This window comes from Caballeronia sp. LZ003, assembly GCF_031451465.1.
Lineage (GTDB): Bacteria > Pseudomonadota > Gammaproteobacteria > Burkholderiales > Burkholderiaceae > Caballeronia.
This window is the reverse complement of record NZ_JARUXJ010000005.1, coordinates 1-21,649: the sequence shown is the minus strand read 5'-3', so window position 1 is coordinate 21,649 and position 21,649 is coordinate 1. Positions and strand designations below refer to the sequence as shown.

General features: G+C 60.4%; 21 protein-coding genes. 13 read left to right on the top strand and 8 right to left on the bottom strand.

The window, feature by feature from the left end; all coding sequences use genetic code 11:
• Positions 1-3: 3 nt before the first annotated feature.
• Together QCE79_RS31125 and QCE79_RS31120 are read right to left on the bottom strand one after the other, a co-directional pair.
• Entirely contained in the window at positions 4-1,977 is a 1,974-nt protein-coding gene (locus tag QCE79_RS31125) for an alpha/beta hydrolase domain-containing protein (RefSeq protein ID WP_309850756.1), read from the bottom strand.
• A 23-nt stretch (positions 1,978-2,000) separates the two neighbouring features.
• Positions 2,001-2,627, bottom strand: coding sequence for a redoxin domain-containing protein (locus tag QCE79_RS31120; RefSeq protein WP_309850754.1), 627 nt, complete (start codon positions 2,625-2,627; stop codon positions 2,001-2,003).
• Between the two features lie 212 nt (positions 2,628-2,839).
• On the opposite strand from QCE79_RS31120, the gene QCE79_RS31115 reads away from it, so the two are divergent.
• The 8 genes from QCE79_RS31115 (at position 2,840) to andAa (ending at position 10,623) form a co-directional block, all read left to right on the top strand.
• A complete protein-coding gene (locus QCE79_RS31115; protein ID WP_250467730.1) occupies positions 2,840-3,322 on the top strand; it encodes a DUF3830 family protein in 483 nt (160 codons plus the stop codon).
• Complete coding sequence (locus QCE79_RS31110; protein WP_309850751.1) at positions 3,322-4,632, top strand: FAD-binding oxidoreductase; 1,311 nt, start codon at positions 3,322-3,324, stop codon at positions 4,630-4,632. Before QCE79_RS31115 ends, QCE79_RS31110 begins: the two co-directional genes overlap by 1 nt.
• A 175-nt stretch (positions 4,633-4,807) precedes the next feature.
• Positions 4,808-6,100: an MFS transporter gene (locus tag QCE79_RS31105; protein ID WP_309850748.1), complete on the top strand. Its 1,293-nt coding sequence runs from the start codon at positions 4,808-4,810 to the stop codon at positions 6,098-6,100.
• Positions 6,101-6,115: 15 nt separating this feature from the next.
• Positions 6,116-7,228 carry a M14 family metallopeptidase gene (locus QCE79_RS31100; RefSeq protein ID WP_309850745.1) on the top strand — a complete coding sequence of 371 codons (1,113 nt, stop codon included), beginning with the start codon at positions 6,116-6,118 and terminating at the stop codon, positions 7,226-7,228.
• Positions 7,229-7,324: 96 nt separating this feature from the next.
• Positions 7,325-8,593 carry an anthranilate 1,2-dioxygenase large subunit AndAc gene (gene andAc / locus QCE79_RS31095; protein ID WP_309850742.1) on the top strand — a complete coding sequence of 423 codons (1,269 nt, stop codon included), beginning with the start codon at positions 7,325-7,327 and terminating at the stop codon, positions 8,591-8,593.
• Positions 8,594-8,608: 15 nt separating this feature from the next.
• On the top strand, positions 8,609-9,082 hold the full coding sequence (andAd, locus tag QCE79_RS31090; RefSeq protein ID WP_309850740.1) for an anthranilate 1,2-dioxygenase small subunit AndAd: 474 nt from the start codon (positions 8,609-8,611) through the stop codon (positions 9,080-9,082).
• 10 nt (positions 9,083-9,092) lie between these two features.
• On the top strand, positions 9,093-9,416 hold the full coding sequence (gene andAb / locus QCE79_RS31085; protein WP_309850738.1) for an anthranilate 1,2-dioxygenase ferredoxin subunit AndAb: 324 nt from the start codon (positions 9,093-9,095) through the stop codon (positions 9,414-9,416).
• The gene (gene andAa / locus QCE79_RS31080; protein WP_309850736.1) at positions 9,406-10,623 is read left to right on the top strand and encodes an anthranilate 1,2-dioxygenase system ferredoxin--NAD(+) reductase; all 1,218 of its coding nucleotides are present in this window, start codon (positions 9,406-9,408) and stop codon (positions 10,621-10,623) included. Before andAb ends, andAa begins: the two co-directional genes overlap by 11 nt.
• A 669-nt stretch (positions 10,624-11,292) precedes the next feature.
• Here the strand turns inward: andAa and gcvA are convergent.
• From gcvA to QCE79_RS31065, 3 genes are all read right to left on the bottom strand, one after another.
• Positions 11,293-12,210, bottom strand: a complete 918-nt coding sequence (gcvA, locus tag QCE79_RS31075; RefSeq protein ID WP_309850733.1) for a transcriptional regulator GcvA — start codon at positions 12,208-12,210, stop codon at positions 11,293-11,295.
• Positions 12,211-12,289: 79 nt separating this feature from the next.
• Entirely contained in the window at positions 12,290-13,300 is a 1,011-nt protein-coding gene (locus QCE79_RS31070) for a D-cysteine desulfhydrase family protein (RefSeq protein WP_309850729.1), read from the bottom strand.
• Positions 13,301-13,356: 56 nt separating this feature from the next.
• Positions 13,357-14,103, bottom strand: coding sequence for an SDR family oxidoreductase (locus tag QCE79_RS31065; protein WP_309851247.1), 747 nt, complete (start codon positions 14,101-14,103; stop codon positions 13,357-13,359).
• A 277-nt stretch (positions 14,104-14,380) separates the two neighbouring features.
• Here QCE79_RS31065 and QCE79_RS31060 point away from each other — a divergent pair, with 277 nt between their 5' ends.
• Positions 14,381-14,935: a LysR substrate-binding domain-containing protein gene (locus tag QCE79_RS31060; RefSeq protein WP_309850727.1), complete on the top strand. Its 555-nt coding sequence runs from the start codon at positions 14,381-14,383 to the stop codon at positions 14,933-14,935.
• 96 nt (positions 14,936-15,031) lie between these two features.
• Here the strand turns inward: QCE79_RS31060 and QCE79_RS31055 are convergent, their stop codons facing one another.
• Positions 15,032-15,970: a LysR family transcriptional regulator gene (locus QCE79_RS31055; RefSeq protein ID WP_309850724.1), complete on the bottom strand. Its 939-nt coding sequence runs from the start codon at positions 15,968-15,970 to the stop codon at positions 15,032-15,034.
• A gap of 90 nt (positions 15,971-16,060) precedes the next feature.
• On the opposite strand from QCE79_RS31055, the gene QCE79_RS31050 reads away from it, so the two are divergent.
• Both QCE79_RS31050 and QCE79_RS31045 read left to right on the top strand, forming a co-directional pair.
• Positions 16,061-16,378 carry a hypothetical protein gene (locus QCE79_RS31050; RefSeq protein WP_309850721.1) on the top strand — a complete coding sequence of 106 codons (318 nt, stop codon included), beginning with the start codon at positions 16,061-16,063 and terminating at the stop codon, positions 16,376-16,378.
• A complete protein-coding gene (locus QCE79_RS31045) occupies positions 16,371-17,279 on the top strand; it encodes an MBL fold metallo-hydrolase (protein ID WP_309850719.1) in 909 nt (302 codons plus the stop codon). Before QCE79_RS31050 ends, QCE79_RS31045 begins: the two co-directional genes overlap by 8 nt.
• A gap of 51 nt (positions 17,280-17,330) precedes the next feature.
• Here QCE79_RS31045 and QCE79_RS31040 read toward each other — a convergent pair whose 3' ends face one another.
• Positions 17,331-18,473, bottom strand: coding sequence for an alkene reductase (locus tag QCE79_RS31040; RefSeq protein WP_309850716.1), 1,143 nt, complete (start codon positions 18,471-18,473; stop codon positions 17,331-17,333).
• Positions 18,470-19,360 carry an NmrA family NAD(P)-binding protein gene (locus QCE79_RS31035; RefSeq protein ID WP_309850714.1) on the bottom strand — a complete coding sequence of 297 codons (891 nt, stop codon included), beginning with the start codon at positions 19,358-19,360 and terminating at the stop codon, positions 18,470-18,472. The genes QCE79_RS31040 and QCE79_RS31035 overlap by 4 nt, the downstream gene beginning before the upstream one ends.
• 105 nt (positions 19,361-19,465) lie before the next feature.
• Here QCE79_RS31035 and QCE79_RS31030 point away from each other — a divergent pair, with 105 nt between their 5' ends.
• Complete coding sequence (locus QCE79_RS31030; RefSeq protein WP_309850711.1) at positions 19,466-20,350, top strand: LysR family transcriptional regulator; 885 nt, start codon at positions 19,466-19,468, stop codon at positions 20,348-20,350.
• A gap of 663 nt (positions 20,351-21,013) precedes the next feature.
• Positions 21,014-21,649 (top strand): SDR family oxidoreductase (locus tag QCE79_RS31025; protein ID WP_309850708.1); only part of this gene is annotated, 636 nt, incomplete at its 3' end.

Below are 21,649 nucleotides of genomic sequence, written 5' to 3'. Positions count from 1 at the left end.
GAGTCAGATGATGTGGAAAATATCGTCGGCGCAATCGACTTCGGCGGCAAGTCGCGCGGCGTCATCGGCGAGCATGAAGCGTTGTTCTACCAGCGATGCAGCAGCGTCGAGCAACGCGCTGCGCCACGCATCGGCGTTCGCGTAGCGGGCCTCGAACGCGGGACGTCGGTCGTTTTCGATCCCGGCCGGGCGCAGGCCATCGCGCGCAAAGGGAATGTACGAACCGTAGACGCTATATAGGCCGCCCGGCGCGAAGCCTTCGGCGCGTGGCGCCCAGCCCGCATGCGTGCCGAGCGGCGCCTGGACGAACGGATGACGCACGCCCGCGCTGCCGTTTCCATCGCTATCGACGGCGGGGACGAACACGGGATAACGCGGTCCCGGCCGCGGCGGAACCTGCGAATGATCGAGCAAATGCAATTCGTTGATGACACGCGGACTGTCGATGCCGGTCGTCGCTTCGAAGCGTTCGTCGAATCGATCCAGCGTCCACCATGTGCCGTCCGCATGCGACGGAAACGCGCTCGGAGGAGGCGCGATGTCTTCATCGACCCATTCACGCATGGCCACGAACAGCGCGCGCAGGATGGCGCCATACGTGAGCGGATTGGTGGCATGGCGCGTGACCTTCGACTTCGGCAACGGATAGTCGCCATGCGCGATACCGGTCGTCAGATACAGGCGCACATCCGGATGCCCGGGCAGATCGCGGCCTTCGCAGTCGGTCGCGACCAGCGATGCGCGCGCCGACCATGCTTCGGAATCGGTATCCATCTGCATGATCTTCGGCACCGTGTTCGATGCCTCCGCGCGCGCGAGAATGCCGTCGGTGTTTCCGCTGATCGGGTCCGTGAGCGTTTGATAGGCGAAGGGAAACTGGTCGCCCGGATAGCTGTGGTCTTCGTGCTGACGCGAGTAGCGGCCCGGCTGCGAGAACGCCGCGTTGACCCACGCGCGCCGCGAGCCGGAAATGATCGGCACGGCGGCATCGAAGACGATGCGTGAATCGAGCGTCTCGTTGAAGCCTTGATGGATGAAGTCGCGCAGCACGCGCCCGCTTTGCGAAAGACCGAAGCCGAGCGCGCGCGAACGAGGCGCAGCGTCCTCCGGCCAAAGCGGATTGGGCGTGCCTTCGCTGTCGTGCGATTCGTACTTCAGGAAGGCCATCACGTCGCGCACGCTCGCATAGCCGAGACCCATCACGACCGGATCTTGCGCTTCGTAGATGAACTCGAAGATCGCGCCGCGATCCAGCGTGCAATGCGGCAGACGCCGGACCTCGATGGTGTTTCGATCCAGAAAGCGCCATTCGATGCCGGGCGCGGGCGTGCGCGCGTCGATTTCGTGCTGGCGCGCGGTGAGCGTCGCGCGGGCGGGTTCCGTGCTTGCCGCGGGGTAGGACAGCGTCAGCACGGTGCGCTCGCCGTCCATCTCCTGCACGATTGCGCCGCGAATGGAATCGGGCGCATCGAGCACGAACTCTTCCCAGCCCGTGCCGGTGATCGGCTGGCCGTTTTCGCTCGCCACCGGAAACTGCGCTAGCATGCGTCCGCCGCCCGGCTCGACATTGCCTTGCCATGCGGTCCAGACGATCGCGTAGCCTTCGTGCATCAAAAAGCCATTGCCGATGTCATCGGGCGTCGATGGCAGCGCCACCACGGGCGCATTGTTGATTCGCACGATGCCGCGTTGCGTGCCGCGATTGAGGTACTCGTAGAACAGCCAGCCATTGCCGCGCGACAGATCGACGGGCTTGTAGACATGAAAGTCCACGCTGTACTGCACGCGTCCGTTTGCCGCGCTCGGCGCACGCGCCAGGTTGACGATGCCGCGATTGAGCGGCGCATCCGGGTCGATCTCGCAATGCGCGCGGCCCGACAACAATTCGTACGCACCGACCCGGCCGTCCTTGCCGAACACCATGCCGTCGAACACGGGCTGCCGCGACAGCACTTCGAATCTCGTTACACCTGACATTGAATTCTCCTGGACTGCGCTTTTTACGGCTGCGCGACGACGCGCAAATACGGACGCAGAACCTTCACGCCTTGCGGATACATCGCTTCGGCCTGCTCCTGCGCGAGCGATGGCGGCAGCATCACGGGCTGTCCGTCCAACCATGTCGACGATGTGGCGACTTTGCGCTTCGCGGTGAGTTGCACCGCCTGCAGGGTGCGCAGGATTTCGGTGAAGCTGCGGCCGTTCGTCACCGGATAAGTCAGCGTCATGGCAACACGGCGATCCGGCGCGACGAGCAAGGCGGTGCGATACAAGCTGGCCTGCAAAGCCGATTCGTCGACGAAACCGAGCGCGCGCGGCACCGCACCGCTCGGGTCGTTGACGAGCGCGAACGACGGTGTGCAATCGAGCGCGTCGCGCAAATCGCCGAGCCACGCGGCGACCGTTTCTTCCGTGTCGACGGATACGCCGAGCACGCGCGCGCCGCACGCCTCATAAGCTTCGCGCAGCGTTTCGAGCGCGGCGAATTCGGTGCTGCACGTGGGGGACATCGCCTTGAACGCGAAGATCAGCGCCCACTCGCCGCCGAGCCAGTCGTGCAGGCGCATCGGGCCGTGCGATGAGATCGCCTCGAAATCAGGCAGCGCGCTTCCGACGGTCAGTGTCATGCGGTTCATCCGAAATAATTTGATCAAATGATATCTGCGCACAGTGTCGGGGCTACAAAACCCACTGTCAAGCGCATTTGACCGGCATCGTCGAAAACCAAGCCCGGTTATGACATTCACTTGCCTAACGTTTTATTATTTGATCAAATGATCGTCATGCGAATGCGGCGGCTTGAGTGAACCAGCCCCGCATGCCTCACCACGGAGAAAAGATGACTACCCGAAGTATTGTCGTGACTGAAGCAAACAGCGGCCTGCAAGCCCGTTTCACCTTGCTCGACCAGCAAGCGCCCGAAAGTGCGGAGTTCGTGTGGGACTTGCTCGCCACGCCGCGCGATATTCCCGCCATTCACGCGATGTGGACCGGGCCGGAGATTTCCTGCCCGGTGCCGACCGCGATGATCGACCCGGCGCGCAACGCCCGCGCGCTGCCGCCGGAAAACGCCACCATCACGCCACAGGCTGGCGATCTGGTGCTGGCCTATGTGCCGGCGCACATGTGGGGCGGCAATCCGCAGCCGGTCTTCGATCTCGGCTTCTTCTACGGTCCGGGCGGACGCATGCTGTTTCCGATCGGCTGGCTCGCAGGCAATGTCGTCGCGCGCGTCGATTCGCAGGATCTTCAGGCGCTGGCTTCGGGCTGTGCCGCCATCCGCAAGAATGGCGCTTGCACGCTCAGTCTCGCGAGGGCCTGATGAGCACGGACACTCCACCCGACGCGCTCAGGCAGAACTACTGGCCGACCACGGCCGGCGCGGCGGCCGCGTTTCATCGGCTGGACGCGGACATCGACTGCGATTACGCGGTGATCGGCGCGGGCATCATGGGTCTGAACAGCGCGCTGGCGTTGCGCGAACGCGGGGCCAGCGTGACGGTGCTGGAAGCGGAGCATCCCGCGACGGCGGCATCCGGACGCAACGGCGGACTGGTGGTGCCGAGCCTGCCGCGCGTCGGCCCAGCCGATGTGATGCGCCTCCTCGGCGACGATTACGGCCCGCGTCTCGTGAGTCTCGTCGCGGGTGGCGCGCAGGCGGTGTTCGATCTCATCGCCCGTCACGACATGAAATGCGATGCCGTTCAGGGCGGCTGGATCAATCCCGCGCATGCGGGCGAACTGGTGGACGGGCTCAAGGCGCGCGTGGATGCCTGGAGCCGCGCCGGGTCGCGTGCGCGCTGGATGGATCGCGCCGAAGCGTGCGAGCGCATCGGCAGCGCGTCGTTCCACGGCGCGCTCTACGATGAAAGCGGCGGGCATCTCAATCCGTTTGCCTACACGCAGGAACTCGCGCGCACGGCGAGTATGAAGGGCGCGCGAATCCATATCGATTCCCCGGTGCTGCGCATCGATGCAGCGAGCGGCCGTTACCTTCTGCGCACGCCGACCGGCACGGTACGCGCCACCACCATCCTGCAATGCACGAACGCCGCGCCATCCGGTCCGCGCTCGCTGGCGCCGGCGGTCGCGCGCAGTGTCGTGCCGCTGACGGTGTTTCAACTCGCCACCTCGATCGTGCCGCAGGCCGCGCGCCGCGCCATGCTCAAGGGCAACGAAGCGCTCTCGGACACCCGCAATAATTTGTTCGCACTCCGGTTTACGGTCGATGGCCGCATCGTCACCGGCGGCATGGCGCCGCTCACGCAGTGGATGGCCGAGCCGCGTTTGTTGCACTCGCTTGCGCGCCGCATGGAGCGGATTTTTCCGCAACTGGGCGACGTGCGTTTCGACTTCATCTGGCGCGGTGGCGCTGCGCTCACGCCTGATTTTCTGCCACGCTTGTTCGAGGTCGGACCGAACTGGTATGCGCCCATCGGCTGCAACGGACGCGGCATCGCAATGACGACCACACTGGGCCAGCGCATGGCCGATTACGCCGTCGACCGCGATGCCTCGCGCCTGCCGGTTCCGCTGATGTCCGCAGCGCCAATCAAGGCGCACGCGGTCGCACGCTACGCGCCGCAATTGCTGTTGCCGCTCGGCATGATCCAGGACACGATGCGTCGCTGAGACGCAAAATTATCTGCAACACGAAGGACTTTTTCTTGACACCGTTTTATTGCCGCAAAAGAATCCATCCAGATCATTTGATTATTTGATCAAATATCAACGCGATGCGAAACGGCTCCACAAGGTTCGAGCCGCTCCGTAGTTGCTAACGCCAAATTGGATCAAGGGGAACGATGTGTCGGGTGCAAGGGAATTCAAGACGGGTTGGGGCATCATCCTCGCCGCAACGATTGGGATCGGGACCAGCCTGACCACGATGGCGTCATACAGCGCGGGCGTGTTCCTGCCGTCGCTGACCAAAACGTTCGGCTGGGCGGACTCGCAGGTCATGATCACCTTCATGATCCTGTTCTTTGGCTCCAGCCTGCTCGGGCCGACCATCGGCACGCTGGCGGATCGCATCGGGCCGCGCAAGATCGTGCTGTGTTCGGTGGTGGGGCTCGCCATCGGCTGGATGCTGCTGGCGTTCACCACGAGTTCGATCATCTCCTTTTATGCGATCTTCGCGATTATCACCTTGCTCGGTGCGGGCACGCTGCCCGTGACGTGGACCAAGAGCGTGGTCGTGCATTTCAAGGAGAAACGCGGCATCGCGCTCGGTATCTGTCTGGTTGGAACGGGCATCTTCGGCGCGCTCATCAAGCAGTACGCGTTTCACATGCTCAACCTGTTCGGCTGGCGCATGGCGTATGTGAGCCTCGGCGCATTTCTGCTCGTCATCACTTTGCCGATTGCGTTCTTCTTTTTTCGCGAGCCGGCCGTCGATGACATGGCCCATGCAACCACCGCGAGCGATGCCTCCACGGCGTTGCCCGGACTCACGATGAAGCAGGCCCTGCGCACGCCGGCCTTCTGGATTCTGAGCGCGAGCTTCTTTCTGTTGTCGCTGTCGCTGGCAGGCATCGCGCCGAATCTGGAGCGCTTCTGGACCAAGTCCGGCTTCAGCATGTCGGATGCGGTGAGTATCGCGTCGTGGTATGGCATCGGCATCGTTCTGGGACGACTGATCACGGGATGGTTCTTGGATCGCATCTGGGCACCGCTCGTCGTCTTCACGATGCTGTTGCCCTGCGCGGCCGCGTTCCTGTTGCTCGCGCACGGCGTGAATAGTTTCTGGGTGGCGTCGCTGCTGGTGTTGATCGTCGGCACATCTTCGGGCGTGGAGTACGATGCGCTTGCCTATCTGGTCTCGCGTTACTTCGGCATGCGCGCCTATTCGGCCATCTATGGCGGTGTGTTCATCGGCTTCGCGGTGGGCGCAGGGCTGGGGCCGTTCTCCTTCAGCAAGCTGCTTTCGATGCTCGATGGCTACGACGCCGTGCTGATCATCAACGCTGCCATTGTCGTGGTCGGTGCCGGTGTGTTGCTGTTTCTCGGCGCTTATCCGCGCGCAGCGGGTAACGACGACGTGGCGAAATCGTCGTCCGGTCGCGGCATGCCTGCGAACGCCTCCGGCGACCTGAAGTAAGAACGAGGAATTCTCATGGCACATGTGATCGAAACCGTATCTGTTCTGTCGTCCAGTCCGGGTACGCAACGAACGCTGAAGGTTCATCGCATCGGCAATATCGGCGCGCGGCCCAAGGCGTATTTTCAGGCGTCGCTGCATGCCAATGAAACGCCGGGTTTGCTCATCGCTCATCATTTGCTGAGTCTCGCGCTTGCAGCGGACCGCGCGGGCGAATTTAAGGGTGAACTCGTGATCGTGCCGTTCGCCAATCCAATCGGTCTGTCGGACAACGTGCTCGGCAATCAGATCGGCCGCGAGGCGCTCGATGGCGGCGGCAACTACAACCGTGGCTGGCCCGATCTGTCGAAGGGTCTCGACGCGCGTCTGGAAGGCAAGCTCGGCGCAAACGGCGACGCCAATATCGATGCCATTCGCCAGGCGCTGCGTGACACGCTCGACGCCTTGCGTCCGCCGACCGAAGTGCAGTCGATGCAGACCGAACTGCTCAAGCTCGCCATCGACGCCGATTTCGTCGTGGATTCGCACACCGAACTCGTCGCGATTGCCGGCATGGTGGTCGCGCCCTGGTGCGAGGCGATGCTCGATCCGTTCGTCGCCGAGATCGATCCGGGGCTGGTGCATGTGACCGATACGCCCACGCTTTTCGACGGTACGTGCAGCAAACCGTGGCATGACCTGCGGCAAACGCTCGGGGATCGCTATCCGATTCCGCAAGGCAACGTGAGCGTGACGATCGAAATGCGCGGCGCTGCCGATGTCTCCGACGAACTCGCAAGCGGCGACGCGAACGCCATCTTCCGTCACCTTGCGCGCATCGGTGTCGTGGAAGGGGAGTTCGATCCGCGCGCAACGTGGTCCGGAGAAAAAACCCCGCACGAAGCCATCTCGATGATGCGCACGCCCGTCGGCGGGGTGATCGTGTACCCGTATCCCCTTGGCACGGACGTGCAAGCGGGTGATGTCATCGCCGAGATCGTCGATCCCAACGCGGACGACCCCGCGCAGGCGCGCACACAGATTCGCGCGAAACGGCCAGGCAGGTTGTACGCCGCGGTGTCGAACCGATTGGTGCGGCCCAACGACATCGTGATCAAGATCGCCGCCAACGACTTCGCGCGCGACTGAGCCGCAGATTCACGCAATGCCCTTTGGCATGTCTTCCCGAGAGACATGCTTTGACGAATCATCAGGATACCTATTCTTAAAGCAGGAGAAGCGCCCGTGGAAACGGTTGAACTACACTACCGTCCGAAAGACGCGAATGATGCCGACGTTCGTTTTCCCCATGACGACGGCTCGCGCGTGCCCTATAAAGTCTTCAGTTCGCAGGCCGTGTACGACCGCGAGCAGGAGCGTATCTATCGCGGCCCGACCTGGAATTTCGTCGCGCTCGAAGCGGAAGTCCCGAACGCGGGCGACTACAAGAGCACCTTCGTGGGCGATACGCCCGTGGTGGTCACGCGACTGGAAGACGGCGGCCTCGCGGCCTGGGTGAACCGCTGCGCGCATCGAGGCGCGTCGGTGTGCCGCAAGTCGCGCGGCAATGCGACATCGCATACGTGCGTGTATCACCAGTGGAGCTTCGACAACAGCGGCAACCTGCTCGGCGTGCCGTTCCGGCGCGGCCAGAAGGGCATGACCGGCATGCCTGCCGATTTCAATCCGAAGAACCACAGCCTGCGCCAGTTGCGCGTGGATAGCTACAAAGGTCTGGTATTCGCCAGCTTCAGCGACGAAGTCGCGCCGCTGCCCGACTATCTCGGGGCGGAAATGCGCCCGTGGATCGATCGCATTTTTCACAAGCCGATCGAATATCTCGGCTGCACGCGCCAGTTCTCGAAGTCGAACTGGAAGCTGTATTTCGAGAACGTGAAGGACCCGTATCACGCGAGCATGCTGCATCTGTTCCATACGACGTTCAATATCTTTCGCGTCGGCATGAAGGCGCGCTCGATTCCCGACGCCACGCATGGGCTGCACAGCATCATCACCGTGACGAAGACGGGCGAAGATACCTCGTCGGCGTACAAGCAGCAGAACATCCGCTCGTTCGATGAAGGTTTCGCGCTCGAAGACGATTCGATTCTCGGCCTCGTCTCCGAATACGAAGAAGACACGACGAACCATATTCAGCCGATCTTCCCGCAACTCGTCATCCAGCAGATTCACAACACGCTCGTCGCCCGCCAGCTTCTGCCGAAGGGGCCAAACAGCTTCGAACTGATTTTCCACTTCTTCGGCTACACGGACGACACGCCCGAGTTGCGCGAGCTTCGCATCAAGCAGGCGAATCTGGTGGGACCGGCCGGCTATATCTCGATGGAAGACACCGAGGCGACCGAGCTCGTCCAGCGCGGCACCGTGCGCGATGCGGATGCAACCTCGGTGATCGAAATGTCGCGCGGCAATCCGGACCAGCAGGACACCGTCATCACCGAGAGCCTGATCCGCAAGTTCTGGGTGGGCTATCAGAAGCTGATGGGCTATTGAATCGAGGCCGGCACCATGGAACGAATGACATTGTGGTTCGAACTGCACATGTTGCAGGATCAGTACATCAACACGCTCGATAACGACAAGCTCGAAGCGTGGCCCGCGCTCTTCACGGAAGACTGCATCTACGAGATCGTGCCCAAGGAAAACGCCGACATGGGGTTGCCCATCGGCATCATCTATTGCACGAACCAGAAGATGCTGCGCGATCGCGTCGTATCGCTGCGTCACGCGAATATCTACGAAGAACACAGCTACCGTCACATGACATCCGGCCTGACCGTGATCGATGAAAAAGATGGCGTGATCGAAACGGAAAGCAATTACGTGGTGATCCAGACGCGCACGAACGGCGAGTCGAACGTGTATCAGGCGGGCAAGTATTTCGACCGCGTGGTGCGCACGCCGGACGGTCTGCGTTATCGGTCCAAGCGCGTGATCTACGATACCTCGCGCGTGCAGACCTTGCTCGCGACGCCGATCTGAGGAGACACACATGGATCAATTGACGAACGAATGGCAGGTCATCGGCACGCTTGAGGACTTCACCGAAGGCGAGCCGTCGGCGGTGGTCGCGTGCGACAAACCCATCGCCGTGTTCCGCATGGGCGATGAAGTCTTCGCGCTGCACGATCTTTGCACGCATGGCCACGCGCGTCTGTCGGAAGGCTTCGTCGAGGACGGTTGCGTGGAATGTCCCCTGCACCAAGGGCTTTTCGATATCCGCACCGGCGCGCCGCAATGTGCGCCCGTGACGGAAGCGGTGCGCAGTTATCCGATTCGCATCGTGGACGGGCAGGTCGAAATCCATGTCGAGTGAGTCGTATGTGATCGTCGGTGCGGGGCATGCCGCGCGTCGCGCTGCCGAAACGCTGCGCGAACGGGATGCTCAAGCGCATATCGTCATGATCGGCGACGAGGACGCGTTGCCTTACGACCGCCCCGAACTGTCAAAGGGCGCGCTGCTGTCGGAAAAGGGCGAGCAGCGCGCGTTTATACGAGACGCCGCGTGGTATGACGCCCAGCGTATCGAGTTGCGGCTCGGTCAGCGGGTCGAATCGATCGATCGTGCATCGTCGCGTGTGATAGTGAGCGATGGAACGCGCATCGAATACAAGCGGCTACTGCTTGCGACCGGCTCGCGCGTGCGCCGTTTCCCCGGCCCGCTCGATGACGGCGTGACGCTGCATTACGTACGCACCGTCGCGGATGCGCGCTCGCTGCGTGCCGCGCTTGCGCGGGGCAAGCGTGTGGTGGTTCTGGGCGGTGGGTTCATCGGACTGGAGGTTGCTGCGTCGGCGGTTTATGCGGGCTGTCAGGTGACGCTGATCGAGTCAGCGCCACGGCTTCTCATGCGGTCGATGCCGCGCGAAGTCGCGGAGTTCATCGTCGCCTTGCATCGCGTGAAGGGAGTCGATGTGCGCATGAACACGAAACCGCTTGCGGTTCGTCGTGGCATTGACGGCACAGTGGTCGAAACGGATCGCGGCTCGATAGAAGCGGATGTCGTCGTGGCAGGAATAGGTGTGGTGCCAAATGTCGAGCTTGCCGAAGCAGCGGGCCTCAATGTGAATGGAGGCATCGTCGTCGATGAACAATGCAGGACCGTTGATTCGGCGATCTTCGCGGCCGGTGAAGTCACGGCGCATTTCAATCCCTTGCTGAAGCGGCATGTGCGTGTCGAGTCGTGGCAAGTGGCGCAGAATCAGCCCGCCATCGCGGCCGCGAACATGCTCGGCGCGAGCGAGCGTTATGCGGAAACACCGTGGCTCTGGTCGGACCAGTACGAATGCAACGTGCAAACGCTCGGGGTATTCGAAGAAGGGCATGCGCGCGTTTTGCGCGGCGATCCTGCGAGCGGGGCGTTCGTCATGTTGTCGGTAAGTGATTCCGATGCGCTTGCCGCGGTTGCAGCCGTCAATGCAGGACGTGACATCGGTGCTTGCAAGCGATTAATCTCATCGGGCAAGCCGTTGGATAACGTGGCGCTCGGCGACGCTTCTCGTTCGCTCAGAACCTTGTTATGAAAGCTCCGCGTTATCTGCGCCGTACGCGCTCCTGACCGAAGCCGGAGACGCCGGCGAGTTTGGAATGGCAAGCGCCTTACTTGCTTTACTCGTCTCGGTCGGCACCCCAGCCTGAAAATGCACGCGATTCTGCCAATCGAACCAGCATGCAGGCGTTCCGGATTGACGCCTTGCACTTTCTATCATAGGTCGACCCGACTTTCGTTGCGAGAACACGTTTATAGCTGACTCTTCCTATGCGATATATCAATCGCTGACGTTTGCGTTGACGTAAGTTTTTCAACACAAGACCAAGCGGATATTTCGAGATGCCGCCAATGTCGGCCATCGGCCATATCGCTGTCTCGCCCTGTTATCCCAATAATGTCCGCAGCGCGGATAAACGCCGGCCGACACGCCGCACGAATGACCGATGTCGCTCACAACCGCCTTTGCTGCCGCGTGGGATCAACGGACTGCAGGGGTCGATGACGGCCAGATTGTGCTTTTTTTGACGTATGAAACGCAGCCGGATAGTTCTCAGTTAAGAGAGCCAAAAACCGGGTAGCCACCACGGTCCGTATGCCGCAAGCAGAAAGGCGCTTAGCGCTTCATGCCGGAAACTCTTCCGAAGCGACATCCAGATGATGACGTCGACGTTTGCCCATCCCTTCTTCGATGTCTGAGACGCTATGTGCGACTTCCGGCCTCGGATATTAGCCACTCCTTAAAGGCGACAATAGGGGCGGCGCTTTCACTGCCTTTTTTATGCACAAGGTAGTAGGCGAGTTCGCACGTCTGCACAACATCGAACGGCTTCACCAACTTCTCCTCTTTCAGGTCATGCTCGACGAGTGTCGTTCGTCCCAGCGCAACGCCATTTCCTGAAATGGCCGTCTGATACGCAGCTGCCGAGTCATTTATCTGAATGCCGCGATTGCAGTCGACGACATTCCGGCAACCTGCTTTATGAAGCCACGAGCGCCACGTTGGAAACGCTCCAGATGATTGCATCGAGACGTCATGAATCAGCAGATGGTGCTGAAGGTCCGCCGGCGTCTTCAATCTTTGTTTGCCGCGTAACAGGGATGGACTGCACACTGGGAAAAACTCGTCTCTCAGCAGAAACGTGGAGGTAAGCCCGGACCATGTGCCGGCACCGTAGCGAATGCCAACATCGACCCGGTCAGCAGCGAAGTCGACGAGCCGGTTGCTCGTATCGATGCGCAGGTCGTAATACGGGTGCCGCTGCTGGAAGCGGTCCACACGTCGCAACAGCCACTTGTCGGCGAACGCGGCGGGAACCGTGACCGTGAACGCCGTACGGGATTTGCTTGCCTTGAGTTGCTCAACAGTCTCGGACAGCAGATCGAAACCCGACTGCAGAGCGGGCAATACCGACCTCGCCGCATCAGTCAGGAAAAGGCGCGTGGCCCCCGACGTAGTTCTATGAAACAGCTCGACGTCGAGGGCGTCCTCCAGACCACGTACCAGATGTCCGACAGCAGCCGGCGTGACGTTGAGCTCCTCGGCGGCGGCGGAATAGCTCAGGTGACGGGAGACCGCTTCGAATGCCCGGAGTGCGTTTAGATTGTTGGGTGCTCGCATTGGAATAAGTCGCTTGAGTGAAGGCAACGCTATCGGCCTGCTCGTTTCTTCGGTCGCAGCACGAGCCCTTTTAGCAGTGTCAGAACGCGCTGCGATACGCAAACAACCCTGGCAGACCGCCGGTCATCACGAACAAGACATTTTGCCCAGCGCGATAACGACCATTCTGTATGTCGTGCAACATCCCTGCGAATGCCTTGCCGCTATAGACCGGGTCGAGGAGAAGCCCCTCTGCGCGAGCGAGCGTGCGTAGCGCGTCGCGCATGCTGTCGGTAGGCATACCATACCCATCGCCGAGGTGTGAATCGTCGACGTTGAGGTCATCGGCTACATGGACCGGTTCGCGTCCCAGCAGTCGCAGGGTTGCTGTCGTCTTTTCGAACGAAACCGCGCGAGCTTTTCCTTCATTGGCGAGAACGGCATGCGTGCGAACGTAGCCTGGGTCTTTTCCTGAAGCGATGAAACCTGCAACCAGGCCGGCGTGCGTTCCGCCACTTCCGTGAGGCACGACAACCTCGTCGAACTGCAGGTTCATCCCGGCGGCCTGCGTCTCAATTTCGAGCGCGCATGCCGCGTAACCCAGGCAGCCGACAGGGCTCGAGCCGCCCAACGGGGCGACGTAGACTCGCCGACCATTCTTCGACAGTTCGGCTGCCCGTCGCGTCGCAAGCGTCATGGGGTCTTCCGAACTGGACAGGTCGTGAATGGTCGCCCCTAGCAGCTCGTCCAGCAAAACATTGCCGTTCTCCGTATACGCCGCGTCGGTCCGCGGAACCGAGCGCGTCAAGACCAGCTCGCAATGCATGCCGGCGCGGGAAGCGGCCGCGGCAGTGAGCCGCGCGTGATTCGACTGACGCGCGCCGACCGTGATGACCGTATCGGCACGCTGCGCCAGCGCTTCCCCTATCAGGAACTCCAGCTTTCTGAGCTTGTTGCCGCCCCCGCCAAGGCCCATAAGGTCGTCACGCTTGACGAAGATGCCCACGTCGCCGACTTCACGTTCCAGCCGGGTGAGTCGCTGGATGGGCGTTACGCCATCCAGCAGGTCAAAGCGAGGGTAGGCCGTGAGGCCCGTATTCACGAGTTGCATGCCGATTTCTCCGTGTGTCCAGGTGGGGGTGCCGCAAGTACACCCCCAGCACCGCATCAGATTTGCGACAGACCACCATCGACGACGAGCTCCGTGCCGGTCGTGAACGACGAATCGGCACTGGCGAGGAACAACGCGGCCTTCGCAATTTCGGCGGCTTCACCGAATCGCTTGAGCGGCACGGCAGCCTGGATTGCGGCAGCCGTATCCGACAGTTGCCCTTCCGACAGTCCGAGCTTGGTGTGGAACGGCGTGGCAATCGGCCCCGGGCTGACGGCGTTGACGCGAATGCCTCGCGGCGCGAGCTCCGCGCCAAGAGAGCGGACCAGCGAGCGCGTGGCTGCCTTGGTTGCCGATAAGATGGACAGCCCCGGCGTTCCCACCGCGTTCAGGAACGATGTAGTGGCCACGATGCTACCGCCATTCGGGATGAGAGGAGCAGCCTTCTGGATGGTAAGGAACAGCCCGGTGAAATTCAGGGCGAACTGCTCGTGGATCATTTCCGGCGTGACGGCTTCGAGCGGGGCCGCCGTGCCAGCGCCAGCGTTGGCGAAAACGATGTCGATTCGGCCGAAAGTTGCAGCGACGTCACCGATGGCACGGTCGATGTCCGCGGGACTGCGCAGGTCAGCCGAAAGCACCAACGCATCGCCTCCCAGTTCTTCTGCAGCTGCTTCCAGTCGACCGGGATTGGAGCCGATGACGGCAACCTTGGCTCCTTCCGCACGGAAAAGCTTCGCAGCTTCCAGACCGATACCGGATGTACCGCCGGTAACGAGTGCAACCTTGTTTTGCAGCTTCATGGCAATTCTCCTTGAGGTGGGTTGGCGAGAACCGTTGGCGTCCTCGATGGAAACCATTCTGGTCGAGCGACCAACCCGCGACAAATGAGAAGAACTAGCCACCCAAAGTAGGAAATCTAGTCTGGTATTTCGACCGTTGCAGCGGGATCCTCAGGCAGGTCGATGATGCGGAGAACGCCGTTCAGATGATCCGTGGCGCGCCGGCGGGCTGGCTACGTGTGACACTGCCGTTTTCTCTGGCGCAACGTGGATTGCGCCGTCAATAGCCGGATTCTGCTTGCAGTACGCTGATATTCGCATCGAGATACCGGCGACACACGTTCCGCTCGACCTGTACAGCGAAAACATGGATGTTGCTCTGCGCTTCGGCGCATTGCCCGATTCCAGTTTGATGGCCCAAAAACTCGGCAGCTTCTCGACAACGACGTATGCCAGCCCCGCGTACATCGGCACGCATGGTGCGCCTGAAAGTCCGGACGATTTGTGTCTTCGCCCAACGCTCGTGCTCCATCAGGCACGCACCGAAAGCGGGTTAATATGGACGTTGAGCAGTAAGGGACGCAAGGCAAGGAGCTTCGCCTTACGCCCGCCATCGTGGCGAGCGATCCGGTTTTGCTTCTGGACGCTGCTCTCGCTGGCAATGGAATTTTGCTTGCAATGGATTATGGCGCCGGAAGTCGCGACGGGAAGGCTGTGCAAGGTGCTGCCTGATTGGAGTGGCCCACCGCAGCACCTGCATGCGCTATCTCCAGGAGCGCGCGCGCCTTCGCCAAAATTGCGAGGGTTTCTGCGATATCTCAAAGCTCACTTACGTTTTCCTCCTTCGACGTAAGCAATGAGCGGTTCCAGCTGCTTGCCGTATTCGCCGTGCTACTTTTGACGTCGGAAAAGCCGAAAATAGCCGGTCATTCGCGCGGCTTCTATATTTTTATTGAACGTGCTGCCAGCGGGGAACCAGCATCCTGAGGAAATCCAGCACTACGCGGGTTCTCGCGGGCGTGTTTTTTCTTTGTAGCCGCACTGCGAACAGGTGGAAATCAGGTATCCGCCAGTCGCTCATGACTTCGACGACACGGCCAGATCGGAGATCATCCAACCCAAGCCAGGCCGGCGCCCATGTTAGGCCGAATCCTTGCCGTACCAGCGTCCATGCGGCGGCACCGTCATCAACGATCATGTGAGTGTTTGGTTGAATCCGGACCTGACGCTGATCCGCAGCGGGCGAGCGAAATTGCCAGTTTAGTAATTGCCCGTTCCCTTTGTTGCGGAAAACAATATGTCGATGCGTCGCCAGATCCGATGGCTCGCTGGGAGCAGGGTGCGCGTCCAGATACTCAGACGCTGCACAAAGCACGTAGGGATAGGAAAGAAGCCTGGTGGCCACGTGCCCCGGCTGGCGGTCAAGTTCGCCCGCCCGAACCGCTATGTCAACGCCCTCAGCGCCAAGGTCGATTAATGAGTCTTCCAGGCTCAGATCGAGTTCAATCTCGGGGTTCAATGCCCGGAATTCCGATAGGTAGGGGAGCACGCAGGCATGCGCAAAGGAGCCTGGCAGGCTAATCCTTACTCGCCCTCGCGCAATCGGTTCACCGCCCTCCGTCAGTGAAGCGCCCAGACGCTCCGCATCCAGGAGCAGACGGCGGGCACCTTCCAGCAGCCGTTCGCCTTCGTGCGTGAGTGAGAGCGAGTGGGTGGTGCGGTGAAGCAACCGAACGCCATGCCGCTGCTCAAATCGGGCAATTGACTTAGACATGGCGGAGCTGGTGGTTCCAGCCCGACGCGCTGCTTCGGCAAAGGAGCCTGCTTCGACGACACGCACGAAGGAAAAAAGGCTCATAAGGCCGGGAATCTCGTTTTGTGCGGACATTTTGTCACCAGTGACCTGACTCGGAGGAGTGTACCGCAGCACTACGTCCACGGGGATACTGCCCGCATCGTCATTAACCGGATGAAGGAAATGAAATACCTCGCTCTACTCGAACTGGGCCCGGACCAACAGATCTCGGCTCTGGGACCGCATCTTCTTTGCGAAGAGATAGCTGTTTGGGATGCTTACCGCAGAGGCGCATTGCGCGAGATGTATTTTCAGAAAGACCCCCTCGTTGTGTCGCTCGTGTTGGAGGCAGCGGACACGGAAGCTGTGCGGTCCGAACTTGCAAAGTTGCCTCTCATCGGGCACGAACTACTTCAGGCTCGCATCGTCACGATGGGCCCGTGGCTTCCGCTTGAAAAGCTCTTTGATAAGAATCTGTTGAAGGACAACGAACATGAATGAGCAGTTCGAACCTTTGACAGTGGGCAGCTTCGCAATCACGCCTCTACTTGACGGCATGTTTCCAATCGGTTTCGACGTCATGCCGCAAGCGGATTGCGAGCGTGGACGACAACTGCTGGAGATTGCGGGCCAACCTAGTACCGGCCCTTCGATCGAGCCTGTGTACGCGTTTCTCGTTGAGCGGGAGGGTCGGAGAATCCTGATCGACTCCGGCTGCGGCCGGCTCTTCGGTCCCGCGCTCGGCAACGTTCCTGACAAACTTGAAGCGGCCGGCGTGACGGCGTCGCGGGTCGACACAATCGTTTTGACGCACATGCACCCTGACCATATTGGTGGTCTGGTGCTCGAAAACGGCAAACCGCGCTTCGCCAATGCGGAGCTGGTAGTGACTGAAGAAGAAGTGAAATACTGGCTCGACGCCCGCTCGCGCGAAGCCTCGCCACCGGCTTTCGGCGTATTTTTCGACGCAGCCGCCAAGGTGCTGGAGGCCTACGGCAGTCGCGTGCGTTATCTCGATGTCGCAGGGCCAATCACCAACGGAATGATGGCCGTTTCGCTGCCGGGGCACACGCCAGGCCACATCGGGGTAATGCTCGAAGACCAGCATGAAAAGCTACTGATTTGGGGAGACATAATCCACTGCGCGACACTCCAGCTAGCGCAACCGGAATGGCCCATTGCCTTCGACGTAGACCCTGATCAAGCAGCAGCAACCCGTTCGGCCCTCTTCAAAACAGTGGCTGAAGACGATCTGAAAGTGTTGGGGATGCACCTTGGAGGGAGTGGTTATCTGAAGCGCGACGGCCACGGCTACAACTTTTTCGCGTCAGGGACCGAAGCACTGACCAGAGCTCGACGAGACTCAGTTGACGGTAGATCGGATATCCGCCCCAACGCATAGTGACTGCGATGGGGCGGAACCGTGTTTTTAGCCGAACAGATTGATCCTCGATCACCGATTCGGTAACGCAGGATAATCGGTATATCCCCGCTCTGAGCCACCAGCATAGAGCGTGTTCCGATCCGCCTCGTTGAAAGGACCGAGCGACGCAATCCTTGCGGGGAGATCGGGATTGGCAAGTGCCAGCGTGCCGAATGAGATCAAATCCGCGTCGCCCCTCAGCAAGGCTTCCTCAGCTTCATCGGGCGTGTAGCCTGCATTGGCAACGATTGGACCGTCGAAAAGTTGTGCGTATGTCCCGAGTACGTCCTTCGGCCAGTGAGGAACGTGGTCCAGCGGGAACATCGGTCGCATTAGGTGCAAATAGGCAAGGCGCCAGGTGCTTAGCTCGGTAATCAGATGACTGTATAAGGCACGCGGGTCGCTGTCTGCCATTCCGTTGTAGGCAATGGCGGGGGACAGCTTGATACCAACCCGATCCACGCCACACACATCGAGCAGGGCATCCATCACCTCAAGTGTAAATCTGCACCGATTGGCAATGCTACCGCCATACAGGTCCGCCCGTTTGTTAGAATTGTCATCAAGAAATTGGTTAGGCAGATAACCGAACGCAGCATGCAGTTCGACGCCGTCAAAGCCGGCGCTGCGCGCATTCTCCGCAGCTCGCCGATAGTCTGCGACCACGGCAACGATTTCCTGAACCGACAGTTCGTGCGGGGTCTCAAAGTCAGCAATGCCACCTGCCGTGAATGGCTTTTGTCCTTCGATCCGGATCGCAGACGGACCGACAGGGAGCGAGCCATTTCTCCACGATGAATGCCCAACCCGACCCGTGTGCCAAAGTTGTGCGAAGATTGCTCCACCCGAATCGTGGACGGCGTCAGTGATCTTGCGCCAGGAAGCGATTTGCGCGTCAGTGTAGATGCCGGGGGTCGATGGAACTCCGATCGCTTGTGGGGAAGTATTCAATCCCTCGGAGATGATCAGACCCATCGACGCACGTTGCTTGTAGTACTCCCGCATCAAGGGGCCCGCGAGGCCATGAGAATCTGCCCTGCTGCGCGTCATCGGCGCCATGACGACGCGATTTCTCATGGCTACCGGGCCGAGCGCGAATGGCTCTAGTATTTTCATCGTTGCATTGGATAGTGTGTTCGTAGGAAGATCGTGAACGCTTTTGCTGACGGTCATCGCCCGCCGAGACGTTGACGAAGGAACTCCGCGAAGGACAGCATCCGCAGGTCGGGGTAGTGATCGTTCTTAAGGTCTTCCAGCGATGTCTGTCCGTTCAGCATGTATAGCTGGTAGGCCAGCATGATGGCCTCACCGGGGTCGGCCTTGGCCATTGCCGCCCGAAGCTCACTCTCCGTGCCAAGCGAATGACGCGTGAATGCATGCCCCGTTTGTCGCTCCGCCTCGTCAGCAACTTCCTGAAAAGAAATTCGATCGCCGGAGAAAGCAAATTTTCCGCTCGGCACGGTCCGGTCCAGTGCAACCCGTGCCGTCATCCTGGCCGTGTCCTCGACACTCGTAACTTCAATGGGTCGTTTGCCATCGCCCCAAAAGTGGACCGTATGCTTCTCATAGTTGACAAGCGGGGAAACAGGACCGAAAAGGTCCATGAACCCGCCCTGAAGCATGTGGATATGCTCCAGACCAAGCGAACTGATCTTCTCGTCCACGCTTGCGCGCCAGTTGAATGCGGCATGTTCGCCCGGCGTAGCTTTAAAGAGATCAAGCCCGAAGTCCGAAGGCAGGATGCGGCGCACGCCATTGCGCTTCGCGGCCTCGGCCAGTGCCAGCTGGCCATCAACGATGGTGGCCGGACCACCCTGTACTGCGGAGACCACAACGTCAACGCCTTGTGTCGCGCGTTCGAGCGACGCGGGGATCGCCAGGTCCCCTTCAACGACTTCTGCGCCCGCACGCGACAGCGCGTCAACTGCACTGCGCTTATTTCCATCGGTGCTACGTCGCACGAGGACGCGCACGCTGCTTACGTGATCCTGAAGCAGATGATGGGCTATGCGCCCGCCGAGCATGCCGGTTGCGCCGACTACCAGTACCGTCTGTGCCATGAGATTCACTCCATGAGTTGTATACGCTGGTATCGTATGTCGTTCCAGATAGTTTGATTAGTCACTCACGACTGGACAGCACGTTCCAGACTGGGAACGACATCTATGCTCAATTTTGCGAATCTCACTGTTTTTTCGTACATTGCCGACCTCGGTAGCATCTCCGCGACTGCCCGAGCGCTGAACATGCCAAAGTCGTCGGTCAGCCGCGCGTTGCTTCGGCTTGAGGATGCAGTCGGTACAGTTCTGGTCGAGCGATCAACGCGGCATCTGCGCCTGACGGATGCCGGGCTCCTCCTTAAGCGCCATGCGAAGCGAATCCTTGATGATGTGGGCGAGGCGGAAAACGCAATCGGCGGACTGATTGGAAAACCCAGCGGTGACCTTCAGATCAACGCCCCGTTCACGTTTGCCGGTGGACCACTGGCTGCGATGCTGCCTGGATTCCTGGAAAAATATCCCGAGGTGCGCGTCGTCCTGACGGTAGAGAACAGGCTGACGGACCTTCAGATGGAAAAGATAGATTTAGCAATCAGAATTGGACCGCTCGAAGATTCAAGTCTGATCTCGCGCCGGCTTGCCAGCATCGCGCTATGGCCGTGTGCCAGTCCTGCTTATCTGAGCGATCACTCCGCGATCGACCGACCTGAGCAACTGTTGCAGCATAAGCTCATTGCGCACGCGGACCATCCGGAAGTCTGGCGCTTTCGGGACGCTTTGGGGGCGTCGGCAATCGAGGTAAAATCGGCCATGGTGATTACGGAACCGTTCGTTATGAAGACCGTGTTGATCGGAGGCGCTGGGATCGGGTTGCTGCCAGATTTCCATGCATCCGACGCCGTTACGGACGGCCGATTGATCCGGCTTTTTTCTGATTCGAGCAAGATGTCCGTTGATGCACACGCTCTATACCCCAGTCACCGGAGCCTTTCCGCGAAAGTCAGAGTCTTTATCGACAGTCTGGTATCCCATCTAGGACCCACAACCTAACCCGGCCAGTCGCGTGCCGCGTGATCGTTTAATCGTCTGCTATCTGTCACATAGCAGACGTTGATCGTGCGGCTAAACGAACGACGGCATTGGGTCGTCAAGACTCATTTGCCAGGCGAGGAGCCGACGTTTCCCGGCGCCGCGTCGTGAATGACAGCGATGCGGCGAGCAGCCGCCGCAGGGCTGCTTAACGCGGAACGTCCGCAAAGGCCGACAAGCGAGCTTTTTATCATCGATGCTGAAGCGTTGATCGCGGCCTGATACTCTTTACTTAGTACGTTTTAGTAGTGGCCGATCACCGTTCGTCGACGGCCGACAACGCGGCCGCCGAACATCGACGAAACGCCGAACAGGATCGATTACGCGGAAGAGGGTGATCGCTGTCGCGTTCGTCGAGTTGCGGCGGAAAATCGATCCGTTAGGAGATGGGTAGTTATCCAAATATCCGTGTTTTCACGTCGTCTGCGAAGGCCCGCCGCTCCGGGTCGCGACGCGGAATCGCCGGTACGGAAGCGTCGAAAGGCCAGCACGACCCGTCCTGGCCGGTCACGGTCGAGAGGCCATGTCAACGCAGTCCGCAAGCTGACGCGCAAACCGTCAGCCGCGCAGCCAAGGAACAAGGGATGCTGCGAGCACTTGTTTCTTCCAACTTCCGGACCGGCCATGAAAATCCAACTGAAGCATCTCGATCAACAAACGATCGTCCTCACCGGCGCGACGAGCGGGATTGGTCTAGCCACGGCGCGGCGCGCCGCGAAGGCAGGCGTGCGCCTTATGTTGATCGCCCGCGACGAGACAGCGCTCGCCGTGCTTGCCGACGAACTTACACGCGACGGTGCGCCTGCCGTTGCGTACACGCCCGCGGACGTCGCCGACGAAAGCCAGCTTAAAGCCGCCGCCGATGGCGCCATCGAGCGATTCGGCGGCTTCGACACCTGGATCAACAACGCGGGCGTCTCGGTCTATGGCCGCATCGCCGATGTATCGCTCGAAGACCAGCGCAAGCTCTTCGAGACAAACTACTGGGGCGTCGTGAACGGCTCGCGCGTGGCCCTAAAGCATTTGCGTGAACGCGGCGGTGCGCTCATCAATCTGGGCAGCGAACTGTCGGACGTCGCGGTACCGCTGCAAGGTCCTTATGTCGCGTCGAAGCACGCGGTGAAGGGCTTCACAAACTCGCTGCGCATCGAACTGAAGAACGAAAAGGTGCCCGTTTCGGTGACGCTTATCAAACCGGCGGGCATCGACACGTTGTTCGTAGAGCATGCGAAGAATTACCTTGACGAAGAGCCGAAGCTG